26 protein-coding genes and 1 tRNA gene are annotated in these 24547 nt (G+C 45.0%); 10 read left to right on the top strand and 17 right to left on the bottom strand.

Annotation, left to right across the window (positions count from 1 at the left end; all coding sequences use genetic code 11):
• Positions 1-31: 31 nt before the first annotated feature.
• Genes LRM48_RS01680 through LRM48_RS01670 form a run of 3 tightly spaced genes read right to left on the bottom strand, consistent with a single transcriptional unit; the run spans position 32 to position 3205 of the window.
• Positions 32-2344: an HAD-IC family P-type ATPase gene (locus tag LRM48_RS01680; protein ID WP_243812437.1), complete on the bottom strand. Its 2313-nt coding sequence runs from the start codon at positions 2342-2344 to the stop codon at positions 32-34.
• Positions 2344-2832 (bottom strand): hypothetical protein, encoded by a 489-nt coding sequence (locus LRM48_RS01675; RefSeq protein ID WP_243812438.1) that lies wholly within the window; start codon positions 2830-2832, stop codon positions 2344-2346. The genes LRM48_RS01680 and LRM48_RS01675 overlap by 1 nt, the downstream gene beginning before the upstream one ends.
• Before the next feature lie 55 nt (positions 2833-2887).
• Positions 2888-3205: a hypothetical protein gene (locus LRM48_RS01670; RefSeq protein WP_243812439.1), complete on the bottom strand. Its 318-nt coding sequence runs from the start codon at positions 3203-3205 to the stop codon at positions 2888-2890.
• A gap of 98 nt (positions 3206-3303) precedes the next feature.
• Here LRM48_RS01670 and LRM48_RS01665 point away from each other — a divergent pair, with 98 nt between their 5' ends.
• From LRM48_RS01665 to LRM48_RS01645, 5 genes are all read left to right on the top strand, one after another.
• Complete coding sequence (locus LRM48_RS01665) at positions 3304-6600, top strand: ATP-dependent helicase (RefSeq protein ID WP_243812440.1); 3297 nt, start codon at positions 3304-3306, stop codon at positions 6598-6600.
• 330 nt (positions 6601-6930) lie between these two features.
• A tRNA-OTHER gene (locus LRM48_RS01660) sits at positions 6931-7013 on the top strand.
• 270 nt (positions 7014-7283) lie between these two features.
• On the top strand, positions 7284-8255 hold the full coding sequence (locus LRM48_RS01655) for a tRNA dihydrouridine synthase (protein ID WP_243812441.1): 972 nt from the start codon (positions 7284-7286) through the stop codon (positions 8253-8255).
• A gap of 1 nt (position 8256) precedes the next feature.
• The gene (locus tag LRM48_RS01650) at positions 8257-8712 is read left to right on the top strand and encodes a hypothetical protein (protein ID WP_129745260.1); all 456 of its coding nucleotides are present in this window, start codon (positions 8257-8259) and stop codon (positions 8710-8712) included.
• 99 nt (positions 8713-8811) lie between these two features.
• Positions 8812-9597: a hypothetical protein gene (locus LRM48_RS01645; RefSeq protein WP_243812442.1), complete on the top strand. Its 786-nt coding sequence runs from the start codon at positions 8812-8814 to the stop codon at positions 9595-9597.
• A gap of 104 nt (positions 9598-9701) precedes the next feature.
• Here the strand turns inward: LRM48_RS01645 and atpC are convergent, their stop codons facing one another.
• From atpC to LRM48_RS01595, 10 genes are read right to left on the bottom strand one after another with little or no spacing between them, the layout of a single operon-like run.
• The gene (gene atpC, locus LRM48_RS01640) at positions 9702-10127 is read right to left on the bottom strand and encodes an ATP synthase F1 subunit epsilon (protein WP_243812443.1); all 426 of its coding nucleotides are present in this window, start codon (positions 10125-10127) and stop codon (positions 9702-9704) included.
• A gap of 2 nt (positions 10128-10129) precedes the next feature.
• Positions 10130-11563 carry a F0F1 ATP synthase subunit beta gene (atpD, locus tag LRM48_RS01635; protein WP_243812444.1) on the bottom strand — a complete coding sequence of 478 codons (1434 nt, stop codon included), beginning with the start codon at positions 11561-11563 and terminating at the stop codon, positions 10130-10132.
• Positions 11564-11614: 51 nt separating this feature from the next.
• Positions 11615-12064 carry an NUDIX hydrolase gene (locus tag LRM48_RS01630; protein WP_243812445.1) on the bottom strand — a complete coding sequence of 150 codons (450 nt, stop codon included), beginning with the start codon at positions 12062-12064 and terminating at the stop codon, positions 11615-11617.
• A complete protein-coding gene (atpG, locus tag LRM48_RS01625) occupies positions 12061-12942 on the bottom strand; it encodes an ATP synthase F1 subunit gamma (protein WP_243812446.1) in 882 nt (293 codons plus the stop codon). The genes LRM48_RS01630 and atpG overlap by 4 nt, the downstream gene beginning before the upstream one ends.
• 3 nt (positions 12943-12945) lie before the next feature.
• Positions 12946-14472, bottom strand: coding sequence for a F0F1 ATP synthase subunit alpha (atpA, locus tag LRM48_RS01620; RefSeq protein WP_243812447.1), 1527 nt, complete (start codon positions 14470-14472; stop codon positions 12946-12948).
• Positions 14473-14480: 8 nt separating this feature from the next.
• Positions 14481-14879 (bottom strand): F0F1 ATP synthase subunit delta, encoded by a 399-nt coding sequence (locus LRM48_RS01615; RefSeq protein WP_243812448.1) that lies wholly within the window; start codon positions 14877-14879, stop codon positions 14481-14483.
• The gene (gene atpF, locus LRM48_RS01610) at positions 14880-15422 is read right to left on the bottom strand and encodes a F0F1 ATP synthase subunit B (RefSeq protein ID WP_243812449.1); all 543 of its coding nucleotides are present in this window, start codon (positions 15420-15422) and stop codon (positions 14880-14882) included.
• A 16-nt stretch (positions 15423-15438) separates the two neighbouring features.
• A complete protein-coding gene (locus LRM48_RS01605; protein WP_039327198.1) occupies positions 15439-15651 on the bottom strand; it encodes a H+-transporting ATPase in 213 nt (70 codons plus the stop codon).
• 36 nt (positions 15652-15687) lie between these two features.
• Positions 15688-16524 (bottom strand): F0F1 ATP synthase subunit A, encoded by an 837-nt coding sequence (atpB, locus tag LRM48_RS01600; protein WP_243812450.1) that lies wholly within the window; start codon positions 16522-16524, stop codon positions 15688-15690.
• Positions 16521-16781 (bottom strand): hypothetical protein, encoded by a 261-nt coding sequence (locus LRM48_RS01595; RefSeq protein WP_243812451.1) that lies wholly within the window; start codon positions 16779-16781, stop codon positions 16521-16523. Before LRM48_RS01595 ends, atpB begins: the two co-directional genes overlap by 4 nt.
• Before the next feature lie 39 nt (positions 16782-16820).
• On the opposite strand from LRM48_RS01595, the gene LRM48_RS01590 reads away from it, so the two are divergent.
• Positions 16821-17045, top strand: a complete 225-nt coding sequence (locus LRM48_RS01590; RefSeq protein WP_243812452.1) for a hypothetical protein — start codon at positions 16821-16823, stop codon at positions 17043-17045.
• 48 nt (positions 17046-17093) lie between these two features.
• On the top strand, positions 17094-17381 hold the full coding sequence (locus tag LRM48_RS01585) for a glutaredoxin family protein (protein ID WP_129634903.1): 288 nt from the start codon (positions 17094-17096) through the stop codon (positions 17379-17381).
• A 50-nt stretch (positions 17382-17431) separates the two neighbouring features.
• Here LRM48_RS01585 and LRM48_RS01580 read toward each other — a convergent pair whose 3' ends face one another.
• Complete coding sequence (locus LRM48_RS01580) at positions 17432-19090, bottom strand: ABC-F family ATP-binding cassette domain-containing protein (protein WP_243812453.1); 1659 nt, start codon at positions 19088-19090, stop codon at positions 17432-17434.
• An 89-nt stretch (positions 19091-19179) separates the two neighbouring features.
• Here LRM48_RS01580 and smpB point away from each other — a divergent pair, with 89 nt between their 5' ends.
• Positions 19180-19656: an SsrA-binding protein SmpB gene (smpB, locus tag LRM48_RS01575; protein WP_129632756.1), complete on the top strand. Its 477-nt coding sequence runs from the start codon at positions 19180-19182 to the stop codon at positions 19654-19656.
• 29 nt (positions 19657-19685) lie between these two features.
• On the opposite strand, the gene LRM48_RS01570 is transcribed toward smpB, so the two are convergent.
• The 3 genes from LRM48_RS01570 to LRM48_RS01560 are packed head-to-tail and all read right to left on the bottom strand — an operon-like array spanning position 19686 to position 22859.
• Entirely contained in the window at positions 19686-20984 is a 1299-nt protein-coding gene (locus LRM48_RS01570; RefSeq protein ID WP_129744509.1) for a glycosyltransferase, read from the bottom strand.
• Between the two features lie 19 nt (positions 20985-21003).
• Positions 21004-22029, bottom strand: coding sequence for a glycosyltransferase (locus LRM48_RS01565; protein ID WP_129744510.1), 1026 nt, complete (start codon positions 22027-22029; stop codon positions 21004-21006).
• Between the two features lie 20 nt (positions 22030-22049).
• Positions 22050-22859, bottom strand: coding sequence for an alpha/beta fold hydrolase (locus tag LRM48_RS01560; protein WP_243812454.1), 810 nt, complete (start codon positions 22857-22859; stop codon positions 22050-22052).
• 30 nt (positions 22860-22889) lie between these two features.
• Between LRM48_RS01560 and LRM48_RS01555 the strand changes: the two genes are divergently transcribed.
• Positions 22890-23690, top strand: a complete 801-nt coding sequence (locus tag LRM48_RS01555; protein WP_243812455.1) for an exodeoxyribonuclease III — start codon at positions 22890-22892, stop codon at positions 23688-23690.
• 5 nt (positions 23691-23695) lie between these two features.
• Positions 23696-24481 carry a hypothetical protein gene (locus tag LRM48_RS01550; protein WP_243812456.1) on the top strand — a complete coding sequence of 262 codons (786 nt, stop codon included), beginning with the start codon at positions 23696-23698 and terminating at the stop codon, positions 24479-24481.
• Positions 24482-24547: the final 66 nt, after the last annotated feature.

Genomic DNA, 24547 nt, shown 5'->3' with positions numbered 1-24547 from the left:
TACAGCTAGGTGCATATTCTAGTATTTACATTTACCGAACAATTCGTCGACCAGCCCAGCGAGCAATGAATAGCTGAGCTAACATCGCTACGACAATTGCGCCAGCTGCTGGCCACATTATGAATAAATTCGGCACGGTAAAGTCGAAGAAATCGCGTAGGAAACCAAAGCTAAAGCTTCCGGCCGCCACAATAATCACCGACAGAAGATAAAGCAGACGAGCGCGCTTGGCAGATTTATCGATGGTTACGTCCAGCATAATTCCCACCAAGAACACCAAATATACGCCGAACAAAGTCGCGGTAAGCACGGTCATCGTTGCGACTTCCGCGGCGTGACCAGGGAACATAACAGAGGTAATCCAATAGGTGAACGCGACAGTCACGCCAGTAATTAAAGCAATCGGCGTAACAGCCAGCAAAGTATCGTGCCAGAATCTCTTCGGATTTATTCGATGCTTCGACACCGGCGGAAACAGCGTCCACATAAGAGTTGGCATCGTCACCAGAAAAATATTCATAAACGTAATGTGGCGCGGCGAGTACGGATAATTCATATTGATAAGAATCGTCGCAAGAAGAAGCGTCACGCCGTAAATAATTTTATGGAAGAACAAAACAGCGATGACTTCGATTGCTTGCATTATTTGATTGCCCAATTTCATTCCCATCGGCAGAGAAGTGAACGAATTGTTGAGCAATATAATGTCGGAAACTCGACGAGAAGCCGGCGCACCAGCGTACATTGCCACACCGAGATCAGCCTTTTTCAGAGCCAGAGCGTCGTTCACGCCATCGCCGACCATACCAGTGAATTTTCCTGATTGCTGGAATCGATTAATCAAGCGTTCTTTTTGATCCGGCAAAACTCTGGCAAAAATCGTGTAAGTATCAGCCGCCTTATTAAATTCATCTTCGCTAAGTGCCGCCAAATCTTCGCCTAAAATCGCCTTTTCTGGATGTTTAATTCCAGCTTCTTTGGCGATGTATTGAACCGTGCACGGATTATCACCAGAGATTACGCGAATAGTTACACCTTGGCGCTGCAAAAAATCCACCGTTTCAACAACGCCATGACGCAGGGAATTGCGCAGAACAACCGCACCGATTGCCGTTCCAGAACCATTTTTCAAGTCTTTCAATTTGGTTTTATCATCCGAAAATTCAGCTAACATCAACACGCGCAAACCATTGTCAGCCCAATCATTCAACCTCTTCTGAGTTTCCTTATCCACTGGCGCCAACTTCGACACAAACTCTGGCGCGCCCATCATTAACGTCCGAATTTCACCGTCAATATTCGCCCTCACGCCAGCCATTTTACGCGCCGACGAAAACGCCATAACTTCCAAAACTTTCGTATTTTTTGGCGACGTAGCTTCCGCCAAAATTGCACGACCAGTGATATTTCCGCCGCTGGTTTCATGAGCAATTAACGCCGCAAAACTGGCAATGTCAGAGTCCGAATAGCCAATCTTATCACTGAACGCCACGACTTTTTCAAGCGTCACTTCATCACTAGTCAAGGTGCCTGTTTTATCTACGGCCAGCAAATTCAAAAGCGCCATCGCTTCAATCGCTGACAATTTTTGTGGCAAGACTTTCGCTTGAGCTAATCGCAGTGAGCCGAACGCCAAAAGCAGCGAACTCGCCAATAACAAACCCTCAGGCACGACCGTAACCGCTGCCGAAGTGATGGTTTTTAAGATAACAACGACGTTATCGCCAGAGAAATAATAGACGATAGCAATAAGTAGCGACAGAACAATTGCGCCGTAAGTCAAGAAGTAAATTGCGCGCCAAATCGCTAATTGCAGAGGCGTGAGTTCTGGTTTGTAACGCTTCAGAACTTGGCTAATCGCGCCAGCTTTCGTGTCGTCGCCAATCGCAATTACTCGCGCCATACCTTCACCAGCCAGAACCGTCGTCGCCGCCAGCACAACATCGCCATCCTTTTTCTCAATCGACGCAGACTCGCCAGTCAACATACTTTCATTCAGCTCCAAGCCTTTTGACTCGATAACTTTCGCGTCCGCCGGTAATTCATCGCCAGCCTGAATAAGGATTTCATCGCCAATTTTAAGCTCGTCATAACCAACCTCGACAACATTTCCATCTCTTAACAATCGAGCTTTCGGCGCGCTCATCAGCTCCAATTGACGCAAAACTCGCTTGGCCCTTAATTCCTGAATAATACCAATCGTCGAATTCACGACAATCACCACCGAAATAAACCACGCATCACGATATTCGCGAACATAAACCAGCGCGCCAGCCAGCAGAAAGATCACCACGACAATGGGTGAAAGCAGATTCCGCTTAATAATGTCCAAGTAGTCGCGCATTAGCTTGTCCGAATCCTTCTGTAACTGAACCTCGCGCCAACTCGCCAATTTCCGTACGCGTCAGAATCGAATTGATATATCTCGCCATTTTTCACTTCATAAATCAAAACCAAGGCAGGATTATACGGCGCCAAAGTTTTATAAAAATGCAAATCTTCATCCGTAACGTGCTTTCTTCCAGGGAAAACTTCACGGAATTTGCGCTTGCCGATGTCTTCAAAATATCGCGGCTGACCTTTTGGTGGAAGGAATAATTCCGCACGCATACCCATTCGTGAAATTATCTTTTTAACATCAGATAAGATCAACGGCGAAGTCGCCTCCAAATACATCATCAGCTGCTTTTTATTCGTCAAAAACACCGACGCCTTAGCCGTGCGACTAACATCAGCGTGCCACAAAATTATTGATTGAACATCAATTGGAAAACCAAATTTTTCCTTAGCAACTCGCTCCAGAGCCAGCTCGTCGTACGTCGCCTTATTCATAGATAATATTTTACCATTTTTTTATGAGGTGCGCGAGATGGCAAAGATGTGAAATCTAATAACCAACCTGCCTGACCGCTTCAATTGCTTGACGGGAAATATCCAAGTGGCTTTTACCCTTAAACGCATCTTCTGGATGTTTTTCATTCCAATCATCGACATTTTCTTCAGTACAATCTTTAATGGCGTGATTAACACAAAACTCAAGTCGCTTAATGCTTTGGGCGTTTTCAAGATAATCGATGGAAGACTGGACTGATCTTCGATATTGTTTTTCATTCAGCCAGTAGACTTGATAACTCAGAAAAATCAACGCAATCGTCAGCACAAACATATATATATGACTAAATCTTATCTTTTTTAAGTTTTTCATTTATCCTCCTTATGCTAAATTTATAACCTTAGACGAATTCTGTAAATAGCAATTTTGATATTGCATTCTGAAGACTGCCGACATGGTAAAATAAAACTATGGATTTCAATACTCGTTACGCTAAATTAAACGATAATCAACGACAAGCAGTCGACTACATTCACGGATCGCTTCTTGTAATTGCTGGGCCGGGAACAGGGAAAACCGAACTTCTGAGTATGCGTACCGCCCAAATCCTAAGGCAGACCGACACTTTGCCGAACAGTATTTTATGTCTAACGTTCACCGAAAGTGGCGCCACGAACATGCGCCAACGACTTCGCCAGATTATCGGTGAGGATGCGTATAAAATTGCAATTCACACGTTCCACAGCTTCGGCACAGAAATCATCAATCAACATCGCGAGTATTTTTTCCGTGGCGCCGACGCTCAGCCAGTTGACGAATTGACGCAATATCAAATTATCTCTGGAATACTCGAAGGACTTGATTGGCGGAATCCATTAAGCGCGAAAAACAACGGGGAATTCGTTTATATTAAAGACCTCATTCGCATTATTTCCGAGTTCAAGCAAAGCGGCTTAACGCCGTCAGAATTACGGGCAATTATTGAGGACAATCAAAACACAATCGCCGAAATCGCGCCAGATATTCAGCAAGTATTTTCCGCCAAAATATCGAAAAAAACAATTGAAATGTTTGCGCCGATAGCTGAGAAAATTGCCAATTTAGCAGCCAAAAATCCTGACGAGAAAAACTCAAAATTGCCAGCCTCAATCACGCCATACGCCAACGTTTTGGCGCTGAGTATTGTGCACGCCACCCAGGAAGCAATTGACGAAAACTCAACCAAGCCACTGACCGCCTGGAAAAATAAATGGTGCGAAAAAAATGCCAATGGCGAATTTGTCCTGAAAGATTTTACCGCCGCAGAAAAATTATCTGCCGCAATTGACGTTTACGAAAAATACGTAAATATTTTATCCGAGCGTTCGTTATTTGACTACGACGACATGATTTTATCCGTTATTCAAGCCTGCGAATCTCACCCAGAACTGCGCGCAAACCTCCAAGAGCAATTCCAATTCATCATGGTCGACGAATTCCAGGACACAAACTTGGCGCAACTTCGATTGCTGTTCAATTTGACTAGCGAGAATGACGATAATCCAAACATCATGGCGGTCGGCGATGACGACCAAGCAATCTTCAGCTTCCAAGGTGCAGACGTGGGCAACATCCAGCGCTTCCGCCAACATTATCACGACCCAAAAATCATCGTTTTGACCGACAATTATCGTTCCGCCGAAAACATTTTATCGTCGGCGCGAGACGTCATCACTCAAGGCGCGGATCGATTGGAAAACACAATTGACGGGCTATCAAAACAATTGACCGCACACGCAAATAGCGAAGGCTCAAAAGTCGAAATCCAAGAATTCTCATCTGTTAGCGAAGAGCGAGCGGGAATTGCCAAACAAATTGCCGAGCTAATAAAAAACGGTGAAAAGCCAGAAAACATTACGATTATTGCGCGCCACCATAAGGAACTCATTGAAATTCTTCCGCATCTTTATAAAGAAAATCTTTTTGTCAATTACGAGCGTCACGACGACATTTTGGAGCAAGATATAATTCAGATTCTGGACAAATTAGCGCGAACTGTCGTGGCGATTAGCCAGAATAATTTGGACGTTGCCAATAGTCTATTGCCGGAAATTACGGCTCATCCCGCGTTTGGATTTTCTGCGCTGGACATCTGGAAATTGAGCCTTCAAGCTTACAAAAATCGGCAATTGTGGCTGGAAAGTATGTTGGCAAATAGCGTATTTAAGGAATTTGCAAAGTGGCTTTTGGAGCGCGCTAAAGACGTGCCGAATCTGCCATTGGAAGAGCAATTGGACAATTTATTAGGCTTAACTAACGATGAAAGCGGCGATCTTCAAGTCAATTCTCTCGCCAATTTCTATTTCTCGCCAGAAAAGCTAGATAAAAACCCAGAAGCATATCTGACAATTCTGGAAAGTTTGCGTACTTTGCGTCAAAAACTTCGCGATCGAATCACCGATAAAAACCCAACTCTGGAAGATTTTTTGGAATTTATTGATCTGCATATTTCAACAAAAACTCGCTTAACGCAAATTCGCACGCACGCAAGTTCACTCAGCGGCGCCATAAACTTAATGACCGCCCATAAATCCAAAGGTCTGGAATTTCCGCACGTTTTCGTGATTGGGGCAATTGACAGCGCTTGGGGCGAGAAGGTTCGTTCACGCAGCCGAGCTATCCGATATCCCGCAAATCTCCAGCTTCAGCCAGCGGGCGCCACTTACGACGAACGACTTCGGCTATTTTTCGTGGCGATGACTCGCGCCAAAACCACATTGACCATGGCTTATTCTCAAACCAACGATTCTGGTAGCGACACGATAATTGCCAGTTTCTTGACGAATTGCACGCCGACCGTCATTCCGACCAGCGACGATCCAGCGGAACAAATTGAACTCGCTGAAACCGACTGGACGACACGACTAACTTCGCCGATTGTTCCAGAATTAAAGGATTTATTGGCGCCAGCGCTGGAAACATACAAACTTTCCGCGACGCATTTGAATAATTTCCTCGACGTTTCACGTGGCGGACCGCAGAATTTCTTATTGAACAATTTGCTACATTTTCCATCCGCCAAAAATTCCGCCGCAGCTTACGGAACCGCGATTCACAGCAGCCTTCAGCAGGCACATTGCTCATTCAGCGCCGATCACCAATTGCCAAGCGTCGAACAAATTCTCCAATTTTTCCAAAAATCTCTCGAAGGTCAGCATTTGCCAGCGGACGATTTTCAATTGTATTTGGACAAAGGGAAGTCGGCTTTGACTGCGTTCTTAAATGCCAAATCTTCAGATTTTCACGACACGGACTTGGCGGAATTAGACTTTTCAAACCAAGGCGTAATTATCGATAATGCCAGATTGACTGGTAAACTTGACGTTGTCGACATCGACAAGCAAAATAAAACCATCTTCGTAACGGATTATAAAACTGGCAAGCCGGCGCATTCTTGGAAAGGTTCGGCTGATTACGAAAAAATCAAACTTCATAAATATCGTCAGCAATTGATGTTCTATCAGCTGCTGGTCGAGCATTCACGCGATTATGGCAATTTCACGTTTACTGGCGGGCGATTACAATTTGTCGAGCCAGACATGAAGACCGGCGATATCCTCAACCTGGAAGATACATTCTCCAGAGAAGAGCTGACTGAATTTACGCAACTGATTGAGATTATTTGGCGAAAAATTACCACGTTAGATCTGCCGGATATTTCTGGCTATTCAGCGGATTATAAGGGAATGTTGCAATTCGAAAAAGACCTGCTGGCGGGCGAAATATAAAAATATTCTGGTATATTGTTGCATTTTTTTATAATTAGTGTTATTATAGTAAACGCTTTTGTTGGTAGAGCTGATTCTATATCGTGCTCTCCAGGAGCACAGATGAGGTCAGCTCTTTTCTTTAGAAAAGAGGTGAATGGTGTTCAAGTACTACGGAAAAGACGCCCCCACTGGTCTGTATACTGTAGGGAAGACCTGCAGCAAGTGTGGAAGCGTTTTCTACGTGGACCCTTCGAAGCTTGGGTCTTGGAAATTCCATTGTCCGAGCTGCGGCAAGTAGCACACCCCTGGGTCCGATTCCCCAGCCGGTTAGTCCGGAAAAGAATCAAGGGACGCGCAGGATAGCCCCTCGATTCTCCACGACGAAGTGGTTAATCGAGGATGGACGGGTTCAACTCCCGTCGCGTCCGCCATCCGGCAATTAAAAAACCTAACGCTGTCGAGCGCCCCAACGGGCGGCGTTCAGGTTCATCAATACTCCCCGCTAGACGATGGCGCCTAGCAACGTGAGCCGGCACGTGGAAGTATTGATGTTTTCTAATTTTCGGGCTCGCGAGATTCACTCGTGGCAGTTTTTCTCACCGTTGAGATCAACTCCGAGCAGAACCGCTTGAGCCCCCATCCCCCTCATTCTCAAAGACGAGAGTGAGGGGTTTTCTCCTTTTTGTGATAAAATAACAGAGATGACATCGTTTTGGAATGATTTACCGCAGCCATTTTTCATATTGGCACCAATGGAAGCCGTCACCGACGTCGTGTTTCGTCATGTCGTGAAACAAGCTGGCGCGCCAGATATATTTCTCACTGAGTTCGCAAATGCCACCGGCTGGGTTCACGCCGGCGACAAAGCCATAGCTGGGCGACTAATCAAAACTGACGACGAGCAGCCGCTGATTGCGCAAATCTGGGGTGGCGAGCCAGGGGACATGGAAGCTTTCGCGAAGCACTGCGCGGAACTTGGTTTTAACGGAATTGATATCAATATGGGGTGTCCCGCCAAATCTGCCATTAAAAGTGGCGGTGCGGCTCTGATTCGTCGACCCGACATAGCGATAGCCGCAATTGACGCTGCCAAAAAATCTGGATTGCCAGTTAGCGTAAAAACTCGGCTGGGCTATACTTACGTCGATGAGTGGCGCGAGTGGCTTACGGCAATTCTCAAGCAAGACATTGTGAATTTAACGATTCATCTGCGCACAAAAAAAGAGATGAGCAAAGTTGCGGCGCATTACGAATTGATTGACGAGATCGTTAAGCTGCGCGATGAAATTGCCCCACAAATACTCCTGACCATCAACGGCGACATTCGCGATCGAGAGCATGGGCTGGAAATTGCCAGAAAACACCCTGGCGTGAATGGAATTATGATCGGGCGAGGCGTTTTCAGTGATCCGTTTTGCTTCCGTAAATCGAAAACTGACACAGATAATCACAAGGAAGAACTGTTGACGCTCCTTAATTATCACTTGGATTTGTTCGATTCTTACCAGCCGATTTTAGGGCGACCTTTTGAAACTCTAAAACGTTTTTTCAAGATTTATATTCACGATTTTGACGGCGCAAAGGAACTTCGAGAAAAATTGATGCACACCACGACGACCGATGAGGTGCGATCAATACTTGCACACAACGATCATCCACATTATACTTATTGACATGACAACAAAAAAACAAAAACTACAAAAACAACAGGCCATAGACACATGGATCGTCATAGCATTATGGGTAAGTGCTATCTGGTTCTCGCTCGCACGCGGATTCATTACTGGCATCGGCGGTTGGGTACTAGCACTACTTGGCCCGTGGGCGCTTATCGTTAGCTGTATCTGTCTTGCAATCATCTCCCGACAAATGAAAAAACGCCATGCATCAAAAGACCATCTCACCACAATAGTACGTGTTTCCTTTATCGTCATGTCAATTTCATTATTTATCTGCGGCCTTGCAATGCCTGATTTTAGCGACATGGAGACCTTTTCAACATTATCCGTGTATACAAATAACGCTATTTCATTTAAAACATCAAAAACTATCGCCATTATCTCGGGGTTTGTAGTGGTTCTGTCTCTATTCGTGGCTGTTACTTTTGGTATCGCTGAAGACAAAGAATAGACGACGGAAGACGTCGCTATTTAGATTAGTATTAATTAGAGTCTTAGTACTATACGCAAATTGATTGAAAAAGTATAGATAATATTATATAATATAAATATGTTATCCTCAGAAATGCGCGCATGCGGCATACTACATCAGGATCAGCCAAAGAGAAAACTGCGTACGGCAATAGAAAATACGCCCAGCGGACAGCTCCTCATAGTAAACAATACACCGCTGAGTAGCGTCACTCGCGGTCAAAGATTAACATTTACTCCCGTTGAAGATTATTATACAGGACGACAGGACGCAACAAGTGGCATCATGTTCGGAAACATGTCAACAAATGACATAGAAATACCTGTAGCGATTAAGCCTCATGACAATATCGCTTATGCACTTTCAGAATTTTGTATTACACAACATCTTATTAGTGAAGGACATATTAAACCGTACCAACCACTAGGATTTTTATCAGGCAGAGATTCTATATATACACTATCAGCATTCGAAGACGATGTTGTGAGCTGTGACACGATTACCGACAGCACGGACAATCCTAAAAAAATACAAAAGGTTCTGCTTATGGGAGCAGCGACACTCGCGAGGCTACATAAATCGGGAGTTGCACATGGCGACGCGCAAATTAAAAATACTGCATTCAGTGTAAAGACAGGGGAAGAGCGAGCAATAGACCTAACTTCCTCTTATTTTGATAAAAGCGGTCGCGGTATCGCTGATGACATGCATTCGTATATAGATACATTACCTGATTACATTAGTCCAGTACTAGACAATAAGTATATTGAGGAATATTTTATTGATCCATACTTATCTCTAGTCGCTGGTGCACTATCAAAAAAGCAACAGGATAGTGTTCATCGCGTTACTAATAATCTATGAGTAAATCTGTATACACCTTTCAATCTTCACGCCCAGTTTAAGACATAAAAACAAAACCCCGACGATATTGGCAGGGTCTTGTCTAATTACTTACGCACTCAAACCTAGCGTCGTCGCTTACGCCTATGAAGATCGGCAACCTTCAATCGCACCATATGACGATCGATAAGCTGCTTGGCTTTCTCGCGCTCAACTTGATCACCAGCCTCATCACGCGCCTTAATAGCACGCTCCAGAGCTTTCTGAGTTTCCGCCTCGATGATATCATCGCCGTGATCAGCTTCATCAACCAAAATTTGCACCGACGAATAGTCAATTTTTACCACGCCACCAGAGATTGCGAAATACTCCAATTGACTATCCGAATCTTCTTTACGGCGACGCACAGTAATGACGCCATCCCGCGCAATCGTCACTAGCGGCTCATGACTAGGGAAGACGGATATTTCGCCGTCAATGGTTGGAATTGACAGCGAATAAACCTCTTCGTCAACCTTCGTGCCAACAAGTGTAACTAATGACAATTTCATGGCTATTTGGCTTTCTTTTCAGAATGTTTCTTAGGTTTAGCAGTTTCCACCTCAGTGTCGCGAGCGACTTGGTCAGCCAACGTACCCTGAACCATGTAGAACCAGTTTTCAGGCTTATCATCGTATTTACCAGCCAAAATATCGGAAGCGTCGCGAATGGTATCTTCCAATTTAACGTAAACACCTGGATTTCCGGTAAACTTCTCAGCCACATGGAACGGCTGTGCCAAGAATCGCTGAATACGACGAGCGCGGGCAACAATCTGCTTCTGATCATCTGACAATTCTTCCATACCAAGAATAGCGATAATATCCTGAAGCTCTTTGTATTGCTGCAGAATTCGCTGAACCTCGCGCGCCACACGGTAATGCTCTTCGCCGACAATTTCTGGATCAAGCGAGTTTGAGCTGGAGTCCAAAACATCAACCGCTGGATAAATACCAATTTCCGTCAATGCACGGTTCATCACAATTGTAGCGTCAAGGTGAGCAAAGGTCGTGGCAGGAGCTGGGTCAGTCAAGTCGTCAGCTGGCACATAAACAGCCTGAACAGAGGTAATCGAGCCTTTCTTTGTTGAAGTAATGCGCTCTTGCAAGGCACCCATTTCCTGCTGGAGGTTTGGCTGATAACCAACCGCACTCGGCAAACGACCAAGCAGCGCCGACACCTCAGCACCAGCCTGGGTGTAGCGGTAAATATTGTCGATAAATAGCAAGACATCTTTACCTTCATCGCGGAAAGCTTCAGCCATAGCTAAACCTGACAACGCAACACGCAAACGTGCTCCAGGTGGCTCGTTCATTTGCCCAAAGACCAGAGAAGTCTTGTCCAAAACGCCAGCTTCTTCCATTTCATAGTAAAGGTCGTTACCTTCACGAGTTCGCTCACCAACACCAGCAAAAACAGAGTTTCCAGAGTGGAACTTAGCGATATTGTTAATCAACTCAGTAATAAGCACCGTTTTACCAACACCAGCACCGGCAAATAGACCAGCCTTTCCACCTTTAGCAAGTGGCGCAATCAAGTCGACGACCTTAATACCAGTTTCCAAAATCTCAGTCTTATTTGACTGCTCAGAGAGCGCTGGAGCAGGGCGGTGAATTGGGGCGGTTTTGCCTTTTGGTTGCGGCTTTTCGTCAATCGCTTCACCGACAACATTAAACATTCGTCCTTGAGTTTCTGCGCCGACTGGAACGGAAATTGGAGCGCCAGTCGCAACAACTTCTGCGCCACGACTCAATCCATCTGTCGAAGATAGGGCAATTGCTCGAACGGTATGCTCGTCCAAATGCTGAGCAACCTCCAGCACCAAATTCTCATTGCCGTTTTTAACGTGCAACGCATCGTAAATCGCTGGAAGTTCAACGTCTCGTGGAAACTCCACGTCAACGACCACGCCAACGATCTGAATAATTTTACCTAGTGTTTTACTCATCAATTTTTCCTCCGCATTTCCTTTGTATTAATCTCACTTTTCATATCGCATCTACGCCTCCTGATAATCCATAATTATATCCAAAGAATAACTCTTATCCGACAATGCTCGACGAGCCGGCTCTATCATATCATCAGGGAAGCGTAAGTTCAGTTTCTCTAAAGCCTCTAACGTCACGAAGTCAACCTGCTGGATTCCTTCTTCATGCGCGACAGGAGAACCATCGGCAACGTGCCCTAGAAAGAACACAACTAGCGACATACCAGAATCAGTATTTTTCAGCAGCACCGACAGCACACTATCAATTGCAACTGTGTAGCCAGACTCTTCCTTCGCTTCGCGTATCGCCGCATCCACCAAGCTTTCGCCAGGCTCAACATGACCAGCTGGAAAATTCCAGGTATCTAATTGACCATAGTTATTTTTGCCTTCTTGAACGACCAACAACTTACCGTCCTTTACAACAACAGTACTGACGAATAGGGTTGTGTTATTTATCATTGTTCCATCGCCTCCACGCCACCAGAAATTTCAGCTAGCTCCTGAGTAATCGCCCCCTGACGGGCTTTATTCATGGCTAGCGTCAAATCATCAACCAAATCGCTGGCATTATCCGTAGCATTCTTCATCGCCATCATACGCATAGAATGTTCACTGGCGCGAGCATCAAGCAGCGCTTGCAACAGTCGCGCACCGACTAAACGATATGCCACCGCGTCCAAAACTTCTGGAATACTTGGCTCATATTTGGCGTCAGAAATCGTGTTAGAAACTTCACTCGGATCAACCAAGATTTTTGTTCCTGCTGGCAATAACCTGTCCAATTCCGCAGTCTGAACCATGCTATTGACAAAACGCGTATAAACAAGCGTAACTGCATCAACTTCGCCATTCTCAAACATATTTACTGCCGTATTCAAAATCGTGTGGAACGTCAATCCAGACGGCTGATCTGGCAAATCTTCGTAAGTACCGATGATTTTCGTATCTTTAAGGCGCGTTGCGAATTGCGAAGCTCGACGACCAATCGTCAAAGTCAAGTTCTCAATTTCGCGCTCGTCATCACGCTTTAATAGCTCCAAATACTTCTTTAAAACGTTGGTGTTGTATGCGCCAGCCAAACCCTTGTCGCTGGCCACCACGATAATTAATCGCTTATTTATCTTTCGCCTAACGAACAGCGGGTGATTGTCGGTTGCGCCTTGGCTAGCCAAATAGGACAGCAATTCTTCCGCCGCCATTGTGTACGGCGCAGAAGCTTTGTCCGCCTCTTGAGCGCGACGCATTTTACTAGCCGCCACCAATTGCATAGCCTTGGTGATCTGCTTAGTTGAGTCCACCGAACGAATGCGATTTTTCAGCGCGCGAGTGCTCGGCATGAATTACTCCTCAAATCCTTTCGCTATTTCTTTCGTAGCTTCGTCAATCAATTTCAATTGCTCATCCGAAGGCTTGTCGCCCTTGTTTAACTCACGCATAGCATCTTTAGAATTTTTCCAGAGATAAGTCAATAGAGCAGACTGCGCATCCTTAATCTTAGAAACTGGAACATCGTCAAATATACCGCCAGTCACCGCGTGGATACTGACAAATTGCTCCCAGACGCTCATTGGTTGATATTGTGGCTGCTTCAAAAGTTCAGTGAGTCGCTGACCGCGATCAATTTGAGCCTTTGTCGCGTCGTCAAGATCTGAGCCGAATTGAGCAAATGACGCCAATTCGCGGAACTGAGAAAGACCAAGCTTCAAGTTTCCGCCAACGGACTTAACAGCTTTCGTCTGAGCCGCGCCACCAACACGAGAAACGGATAGACCGGCTGAGATAGCTGGGCGAATACCTTGATAGAACAAGTCGGTTTCTAGGAAAATCTGACCGTCGGTAATAGAAATCACGTTGGTTGGAATGTAAGCGGAAATGTCGCCAGCTTGCGTTTCGATGATTGGTAGAGCCGTCAGACTTCCCGCACCGAGTTTATCTGACAATTTAGCCGAGCGCTCCAATAATCGTGAGTGCAAATAGAAGACATCACCTGGGTAAGCTTCGCGTCCTGGTGGACGGCGCAACAATAGCGACATCTGTCGGTAAGCCACCGCGTGCTTGGTCAAATCGTCATAAATCATCAATGCGTGACCGCCGTTATCTCGGAAGTATTCACCCATGGCTGTACCAGCGTAAGGCGCCAAGTAAAGCAGGGAGGCTGCGTCGGACGGGCTGGTTGCGACGATAATCGTCTGATCCATCACGCCTTCTTCTTTCAATCGGTCGACCAATCGAGCAATCTTCGACAATTTCTGACCAATCGCCACATAAACGTTCACCACGCCAGTTTTTTGACGTGCCTGGTTGATCATCGTATCAATAGCAATTGCCGTCTTACCAGTCTGGCGGTCACCAATGATAAGCTCACGCTGACCACGACCGATCGGGAACATCGCGTCAATCGACATAATACCAGTCATCAGAGGTTCGTGAACCGACTTACGGCCCATCACGCCAATGGCAGGACGCTCAATTAAACCACGTTTCTTCGTTTTAATCGCTGGACCGTCGTCAAGAGGTCGACCCAGCGGATCAACCACTCGCCCTAATAATTCTTCGCCGACAGGAACGTCTAGCACCGAACCTTTGCGGCGAACACTGGCACCAGCCTTAACCTTATCTTCGCCGCCAAGAATCACCGCACCAATTTCATCTTCCATCAAGTTCAAAGCAAACGCTTCAACCGTTCCGCCGTCAGTTTCAATTTCCAGCACTTCGCTATAGCCCGCGCTGCTTAAGCCATGCACCCAAGCCACGCCGTCACCGACGCGAATAACCACGCCAGCATCTTCCAAACCTTCCGTCGCCTCCAGCTGCGCGATTTTTTCCCGCAGGCTTTTGGCTAATTCTGTCACATCAATCTTGCTCATTTTTCCTCCTAGATTTTCTTCGCCCGCAAGTCGTTTAACTTCTTCGAAACCGTTGCGTCCAGTGTTGCGGTCGGCGTTTGTAGCTTAAATCCACCAATCAACGTCGGGTCAATTGATTCTCTTAGCGACACTTTTGGCTTGCTATTTTTATCGCTCGCCGCAGCCGCCAGAAATTGCTCTATTTTACGCCTTGTATTGTCATCAAGCGCTCTCGCACTCTCGACCGACGCCACAATCTCACCGTTCTCAGCCAACTCAGCCTCAATATCTCGCACCAACAAATCAATTTCACGTTCGTGCTTTTCGTAAATCAAAAGACCAGCAATTTCTTCCAACACCGCGTCATTGCCAGCTAAAATTTGTTCAGCTGCGTACTTTGCCAACTTTCTTCTGGACACTAATCTCATCTATTCAGCCTCCTCAAGCGCTTCCGAAATCAGCTTTGTATCTTTCTTCGCATCAATTTTCTCGCCCAAAACCTTGCCAGTCGCTTCAGCCACCAACTCTAATGTCGAATTGTGCAGATCTTTCTTAGCGTTTTCAATTTCTTGAGCAATCGTATTGTGTGTTTCTTTAATCAAAGCTTCAGATTTGGCAGTCGCTTTTTTAGCCGCTTCTTCAACAACTTCGGTCGCTTCTTCTCGAGCAGACGCCACGATGTCGCTAGCTTGCGCTCGCGCTTTTCGCATCATTTCAGCGGTCATTTCTTCGGCTCGGTCAGCATTTTCCTTGGCAGATTTTGCCGCCGCATCAGCCGCTTTCAGGTCCTTTTCTCGCTTGACGAGCATTTCCATCATTGGCGGATAAACAAACTTGCGAAGAACAAATAGCAAGATTAAAAATGCTATCGTCTGAAACGCCAACAGCGCCCAATCAATACCCAGCGAATCAAACAAACCAGCTTTTTCCGATACGCCAGAATTGGCAAATTGTGTTAATATTTTCTCCACAATTTACTCCCGAAAACTACATAACTTTGCCGACGATTGCTGCGACGAAACCGATAATAGCAATAGCGTCGATGAATGAAATACCCAAGATCATCATTGTGCGTAGGTCGTTGATTTTTTCTGGGTTACGACCAGCTGCGTTCATAGCTGCTGCACCAACGATTGCGGCACCGATTGCTGCAAATGCTGCTGGGATTGCGTAGGTAAGTGCAAATGATAATGCTTCCATTGTTAATATTCTCCTTTTAATTAATTATTACCTAATTTAATCACTCTCTGACATCGCTAATTTATTAGCTTCAGCAGAGGAGTGAACTTCATCAATTGGCTCGTGCGAATCATGGTGAGCCAGCCCCAGGGAAATAAACACAGTTGATAACATAAAGAAAATATACGCCTGAATACCGCCGATAAACAATTCAAAGAAATAGAACGGCTGCAGAGCTACGGGCGACAAAAACTTCGTCATATAAGCGATAATTGCCAAGAGAATTTCGCCAGCCAAAACGTTACCAAATAGACGGAAACTCAGTCCCAGCATTCGCGAAAACTCAGCCACCAATTCCAAAATTCCGACAAATGACATAATTGGATCACGCAGCGGGTTAACGAAATATCGTCCCAAATTGCCCTTAAAGCCCAAATACTTAAACGCGTAAATCTGAGCCGCGACAATCGTTACAATTGCCAAGCCGAAAGTCATATTAAGATCCGCCACACCACCGCGGAATAGAGGAGTGTGATGCTCGCCAATTGTAATTGGACCAACGATCGGCAAAAGCCCCAGCCAGTACTGCGCGACGATAAAGAAAAACAACGTAATACAAAGCGGAGCAACCTTACGCGCCCATTTTTGGTCTGGAATGACTTGGCGAACCGTATTATAAAGTCCGTCGAACGTCCACTGAATTAGTCTTGTAATAAAATTATGCTTCTTTTTACCTAAAACCGCCGCACGAGTACGGAACATTACCCACAACAGTACGATCAATCCCAAGAATCCCATCAAGTGTGAATTCGTAATAGATACGCCAGCGACATTGAAAACTTCGTCAACCTTTACTGAAATATGCGGACCCGCGCTTGCCATATAATCGATCATTTCTTCAACTCCTGCTGTTTAATTTTAGCAATTTGCAAAGCTACGAGAATCGCTGAGATAATCGCGCCAGAAATAATTCCAGCAAGCAACCATCTCATCTTCATTCCGCTGACATTATCCAGCCACAATCCCAACAAAGTTAAGCCAATTGTTGGCAAAAACATTCGCCACATTGTACCAATCATCGTCCTTACCAAAATCATCATCGCACCAGAATCGCCTGTATCATTAGCCGAAATGTCAGTTTCTTTTACCATTACTTTCCACTATATCAATCTGTTATACTATTTTGCAAGATGCCGCGGCGAAATTATTCAAAAAATAGTCAAAAAACCCAAAAAACATCATTGATGTCAATTTCAGGGTTGGCCAATTGCCAGAAAAAACGTCGCTTCTCAACAGAGATAAAAGCGCGCCAAGCAGCAGAAATCCAAGAACTAACAAACCCGAATTTGTCGATTGATACATATCACTGCGAATGGTGCAAAAATTGGCATTTGACGTCAAAGAATTCTAAATAGGCGTAACCGCTATGCTATAATTAGAAGTGCTATTAAATAGGGGAATATATGAGCGAAGACACAACAAACAACCATCAAGACACAAAAGTTGTCGTATACAACACCAGCTGGTGTGCGTTTTGCCACACGGAAATGGAATGGCTGAAGAAGCTGGGAATTGACTTTGTTTCCAAAGATATCGAGGCTGATCCTGGCGCAAAAGAGGAATTGCTAAATAAAAATGGCGGCAATTTCCAAGGCGTGCCAGTAACGGATATTAACGGGGAATTAGTGCTTGGTTTTGATCGACCAAAACTACAAGATTTACTACGAAAAAACGGCTTACTAGCCGACTAATTTTCTTAAAAACGATTCAAGATTTTCCGTCAAATTCTGGCGGAAAATTTTTATTCTGCGCCAATTTGCACAACTTTGCCGCCAAGTTTTTCGCGGAAATAATTATCGTGGCTGACGTAAAGAATCGCGCCGGAATACTTGACCAACGCCGTTTCCAGCTCTTCGATGCTCGGCAAATCCAAATGGTTCGTCGGCTCGTCCAGAACTAGCAGTTGCGGGTCGTTCGCCAGCATAGCAATAATCTGAAAACGCGCCTTTTGACCGCCAGACAAGCGAGCCAGCGGCGTCATCCGATCAGCGTCCGTGAATAAATAGTCAGCCAAAAGCTGCCGAATTTTCGTATCAGAAATCGACAAATCGCGACTCATATACAATTTTTCAATCGCTTTTTCTAGCGGATCAGACAAATATCGCTCGTCAATTTCTTGCTCATAAACACCAATTCGAACCTGCGGATCAAGGAAAATATCGCCAGAATAAAGAACAGGACCGCCGTCAAAACTCTTGCCCGACGCCAGAATCATCCGAATCAACGTAGTTTTACCGGCGCCATTGCGACCTCTAATTTCAATCGCTTCACCTTCACGCAAATCAATATTCACGTCCTCAAACAATATCCGCTCACCAATCCCAACCGCCACATTTTCCGCACGAACCAACACATGCTGACTGCGACTGGAAGCATCTTTCATACTCAGGCGAATATTACGCGATTTGAACTTTCCGTAACGCTCAGCGGATTTATAATCCAATTGACTAGCAGATTCTTTGTCAATCCAAAACGTCGGCTTTTCCATTTCTGACAATTCCGCCAGCTCCGCTCGCGCCTCGTTCTCCAGCCGCTTAAATTTCTGAATAGTGCCAGGATTACGCGACTTTTCCTTAAGCCTTTGATAGTCCAAAACTTTTTGTTTCAGGTTAACAATTCGCTTCTCAATCTGCTCAAAATTGTTCATTCCAGCTGTCGTCGCTTGCGCATTCTGCTTCAAATACGCGTCGTAATTTCCGCGATAGCTTACCGCTTGACCGTCCTTAATCTCAACTATTCGATCAACTTGCCCAAGCACATCGCGGTCGTGTGTAATTATCAACATCGCTTGATGTGGCTGCGAATTCATCCAGTCAATAAACTGCTGTTTCGCAACGTAATCCATGTGGTTTGTCGGCTCGTCAATTAGCGTCAAATGCGCCTCCGAGTGCATAATTTTAACAATTTCCACCAGCCTTTTTTGACCGCCAGACAGGGAAGAAATCTTCCGATTGCCATAACCGTCTAATTGAAAATTACTCAACTCTCGCTCAATTTTTTCTTCAACTTGATAAAATCCTTTTTGGTCAAATCGCTCCAAAGCCTGCGTATATTCCTCAATTTTTCGCATATTGTCGCCCATAGTCAGCGGATATTCATCGATGATTTTCTTCAGCTTGGAATATTCTGGAAGTCCGCCAAGAATATACGACATAACCGTTTGATCACCCAAGCCGTGATGCTCCTGAGCCGTAGTTGCTATTGTAATGCCACGGCGAAAAATAACCTCGCCAGTATAATCAGTGTCTTTTCCGCTCAATATTCCAAACAGCGTCGACTTACCAACACCGTTACGACCAACCACACCGACTTTCTCGCCGTCGTCCACACTGAACTTGACGTCTTTCATCAACGTCTTATCGCCAAAACTTTTCTCAGTAATATGAATGTCGGCTATCATGCTTGAGATATTGTAACATAAGTCATATTTCAGCCGCACAAAACTAGCCTAAATATACTGTCGCGTTAAGTTTTGCTATAATATAATCCATGTCAAAGCCAAAAGCTAAAAAACCAGCCACACAGAATATTGTCAATCGTCGCGCACGGTTTGATTATGAACTTGGCGAAGAAATTGTAGCCGGCTTGGTTTTAACTGGGATGGAAGTGCGAGCCGCCAGAGAAGGACACGTCCAACTTAAAGGCTCATTTGTTAGCTTAAGAAACGGCGAATTGTGGCTAAATAACGCCAGCTTTTCACTGCGATTAAACGTTCGCGGAGAAGCAAATAGCCGCTCAGTCGACACTTCGGCGCGGAAATTATTGGTAAGTAAAAAACAATTGTCCAATTTTACAGAAGCCAAAAAACAGGGAATGACAATCGTCCCGACCAAATTGTTGACCAACGGAAAATTCATTAAAGTTGTAATTGCACTCGGAAAAGGTAAGAAAAATTACGACAAGCGCCAAACCATCAAACGTCGCGACCAAGACCGAGAAACAAGGCGGCTTATCTCTAATAGATAATCGCATTGACTACGAACCAGGCTCAGAATTTATTGATTTTCGCGCGCGTCAATTAGCTTTTCATAAAGCTTTTCAAGCTTCTTCACTTGACTGCGCTCCGTGAATTTATTAGCCAGCTTCTTACTTTCAGCGCTAAATTCCGCTTGTTTCTTCGGACTTTTTAGAATTGCAATTACTTTTTCCGCGACACTTTCTGGATTGTTCTCCGCAAAATAGCCATTGACTCCGTCCTTCACGACCTCTGAAACTTCCTTGTCAATAATAACAATCGGCTTTCCAGCGTGAGCAGCTTCGTGAAGAACCCAGCCCTGCGTATCCTTAAGCGAAGGAAAAGTAAACACATTCATCACTTTATACGCCACGCCCAAATCTTCTCGTGGCATAGCGCCAGTAAATATAATCCTATCCGCAAAATCCGTCTCGGCTGCCATTTTTTCCAAAGTCTTTCGATATTCAAAATCACCAACAAACAATAGCTTCGATTTCGGACGAGCTTCGGCAATAAACTCGCTAAACGCCTGAATCAAAATTGGCAAATTCTTTTCCTCGCCCAAACGCCCCACAAAGCCAAACACCTCATCTTTTTCATCAAGACCCCATTGCTCGCGAAATTCTGCAACTCGTTTTGCGCTTGCTCGCGGAAGAGCATTCACACCGTTTGGCATTAAAGTAACATCGTACGTGTAATCTTCAGTCTGCCAAGATTCCAATTGATCGCGGCTTTTACGCGACAGGGCAATCACCGCATCCGCCTTGCTGTATAAAATAGTTATGACGCGCTCAATAATATCTTTATTCCATTTCGTTACGCCATTACGCGGACGATATAATTTGGCAACTTCCAGCAAATCCTGTCCATTCAGTTTTACCGACAATGGAAAAACCACTCCCGCCAACGCCAAAACTCCCGGCAAAACCGCAGGATAATGATCGACGAATTCATATAGATCCGTGCAATGCTGGATAATCAAAGGAATATTATTTTTCTTTGCCGCCTTCACGCCCAATAGCCCAATTTGCGACGGCGTAAAAATATGAACGACGTCCAGATGCATATTAGCAATTTGGCGCTGCACCACAGGAGGGAAGAACACCGACGTGTCGTAATCATCAAAGAACGCGCCCGTAATTGAGCGGAAACGAATTATTCGACTATTTTCATCTTCGTGAAGGAGTTCGGCTTGCTTGGACGGATTAATAGACTTTGCTGGGCAAAAAACATAGACCTCATGCCCCAAAGCTTCCAGCTCGCGCTTTAATGATTCAACAACGTAAACGATACCATTAATGGACGGTCTGTAACTGTCCGTAAAAAGTCCTATCCTCATAATAGCCCCATTATACCATTTATATCAGCGATCGATAAAATTCAACCAATCGCTCAGCGCCAGCACTGCTGTCAAAACGTTTGGCAATCTTTTCTGCTAATAGACATTGTTGGCTATAAAATTTCTTATTTCGCCTCAGTTTATCTACTTGGGTAACAAAATCGCTATCAGACGAAGCCATTACCGCCCCATCTCTAAATGTTGTGTCATAATCAGAAATATCTCGCAAGACAACAGGTAATCCTGCGGCAGCGGCCTCAACAACAACCAAACCGAAGGTTTCCTGCTCGCTCGGCAATACAAATACATCGGCCGCACGGTAATAATCAGCAACATCGTCAAGCGGTATCACACCGGTAAATTTCAAATTCTTTGGCGGATTATTCATCATTCTTTGCATAGCACCATTCTCAGCCGCAATCACTCCAAACGGCACGCCGCCGACCCATACAAACTCCACATCAGGCATCTTTTCTGCCATATCAAAAAACACATCGACACGCTTACGTGGCTGCACTTGACCACTTCCAACAACCACAAAAGCATCATTGCTAATGCCAAGCTTTTGTCTAGCAGATTTCTTCTTCGCCGGTGAATTAGCATATTTTGCCGTATCTATAGTGTTGTATAGTACAGAAATTGGCTTCTTGACACCAATTTTTTCCAGTTCGTTCTTTGTATAATCAGATACCGCCAAGACCAAATCAGCTTTATTGTAAAACCATCGTAAATACGCGCGAGCAAGTGGCTCTAGCAACTTCGCACCCTTAATACTACCTATAAAAGAAGCTGGTACAACATGAGCAGACACAACCTTCTTTCCGCCAGATTGACGCATTTTTTTCATCGAATACAGTCCGGTAGTTTGCGCATGGACTATATCCGCATCTAACCGAGCCTTATTCACCGCAATATCAATATCATTACGATCTTTAAGCGCATTTGTCATCTCTACAAAGGCCGTATGCACACCGTGACCCTGAACGGTAAACTCGCTCTCAGAAATCATATCAACAATTAGTTTTTTATCGTCTTTCTTACTCATACCTACAGTATAGCAAATAATTATTCCGCCAATATCAATTCGGCAACCAGTTCTGGACTGTCCAACACCGACAAATGTCCCGTATCAAGCTCCACAAATTTATCAATTTTTACACCATCGGCGGCGTTTACGGGAAGCGAAATCTTATCCCGTCGCCCAACTATCAATCCCGTAAACTCACGCTCAGAAATAATAATTTTATTGCCCCGAGAAATGTCCCGCGCAATTTTCGATTGCTCCAAATATTGCCGCCGCGTTACTCGCGTATTTTTCGTCAGCCACCGTATCAAATCCACGACATTTTTCCGTCTATTATTCACCAAACACAGCCCACGAAACACCGAAAAATAATAGTTCAAATAGATATATTGATTCACTCGACGAGTGTGGTAAAAAAATGACGAGGAGATTCTCGATATAGCCGAAGTTTTAATCGGAGGGCTGATGTACCAAATTTTCTGGCATTGCATTTTATTTGCCGCCAAACATCCAAGCGAATGGGCAACAACCTCGTCAATTGACACGCCTTTACCGTCAAAAGCCGATATTAAATTCATCGCCCAATTTTCAATATCGCTCATTTTCATATTTTTTATCAATTGACTTCTGCCGTGAGAAGGCAAGTCAACAAACATCAAATTCGCGTCATTTTTCAGGTGATAAGCCAGCGGAATCATCCCGTGAAAATCGCCACCAATGCCGTGAATTAGCAAAATAGTTTTATTCGAGCCGCCTTGATAAAAATAGCAAGCAGTTTTCACTCCTCCGACGTCCATGAAATCGCTTGATATTTCGCCCAAAAACTTATCGTACATTGGTAGCATATTCATTAAATTATATCATCACGGTATAATAAAATTATGAAGCTTTTCTCTTGGAACGTAAATGGCATTCGTGCAGTTATAAATAAGGGTGAATTCGCGAAGTTCATCGACACGTACAATCCAGATATTCTGTGCCTGCAGGAAACCAAAGCCACACGAGATCAAGTTGAAATTGACCTGCCAGATTATCACGAACATTTCTATTCCGCCGCCAAAAAAGGCTATTCTGGCACGGCAATTTTCTCAAAAATTCCGCCCTTAAGCTGGCGTGACGGATTTCCGCCAAACATCATTGAGCAATTTGACTTGACGGGCGATGAATACGGCAATCCAGCCGACGAAGGACGAATTATCACCGCCGAGTTTGACGATTTCTGGGTTGTCAATTGCTATACTCCGAACTCAAAAGGGGATTTGAGCCGATTGGATTTGCGATATAAAAAATGGGACAAGGCAGTGTTGGCTTATCTGGAAGAATTGGAATTGTCAAAGCCAGTCCTTTATTGTGGCGATATGAACGTGGCGCATCAAGAAATTGACCTGGCAAATCCGAAACCCAACGTCGGCAAGCACGGCTTCACCGACGAAGAAAGGGAAGGTTTTCAGAACTATTTGGACGCTGGATTTACGGACACTTTCCGGGCGGCTTTTCCCGAAAAAACTGGCGCGTACACTTGGTGGACGCACTGGGCGAATGCCAGGGCGCGAAATGTCGGTTGGCGGATTGACTATTGGCTGGCGTCGCGTGAAATCGCAAATCGCGTTACTAATCCGCAAATTCATCCAGAACAGATGGGCAGCGATCATTGTCCGGTGAGCATTGAGGTAAATTTGTAATGGATATGAAATTTTGGCAAAAACAAGAACCAGGGAAACCACTTTTTCCAGATGTCGAATGGAATAAGCCAGAGCGACGCGACCAAGCGGGAAAATTAGGAATCATCGGCGGCAACAAATTAGGCTTTTTGGCGGTGGCAGAAAGTTATCAAGAATCCCTTAAAACTGGCGTGGGCGAGGCTCGCGTTTTACTGCCTGACGCCCTGAAAAAAAATGTTCCCGCGAATATGACCGACGTTTTATTCGCACCAACGAACCAATCAGGAAGTTTGGCAAACGAAGCGCTCACTGAAACTTTGGCGCTAGGAAGATGGGCGGATGTATTGCTATTATGCGGCGACGCTGGACGGAATAGTCAAACGGCAATTGTCTATGAAGAATTGATCAAAAAAACAGAAATTCCCGTCGTGCTGACGCGAGACGCGATTGACCTTGTACAAAATAGTTTTCAGGAAATTTTGGACAATCCGCACGTGGTTTTCATAGCGAGTCTGGCGCAAGTTCAGAAAATATTCCGCGCAATTTTTTATCCAAAGATGATTACGTTCAGCATTCAATTGTCGCAACTCGTTGAAGCGCTTCACAAATTCACCATCACATATCCCGTAACAATTTGCGTTTTTCATGCCGACAATTTAATAATCGCCCACAGCGGAGAAGTCGTTACCCAAAAATGGGACGCACCAATGGCAATTTGGCGGGGAACCGTCGGCGCCCGCGCCGCAAGCTACTTGATTTGGTCGCCGAAAGCGCCGCTAGCAGCAATCAGTACCGCTATCTGCAAAATGTAGCCTCGCATAAATATCCGCTTGACATTACGTACAATTAGTTGTATTATACTACCAAGCTTTCGCTCG

The sequence above is a fragment of the Candidatus Nanosynbacter sp. TM7-008 genome, assembly GCF_022828245.2.
Classification (GTDB): Bacteria; Patescibacteriota; Saccharimonadia; order Saccharimonadales; family Saccharimonadaceae; genus Nanosynbacter.
Note: the sequence above shows the minus strand (reverse complement) of the source record. Positions and strands in the feature narration are given on the sequence as shown.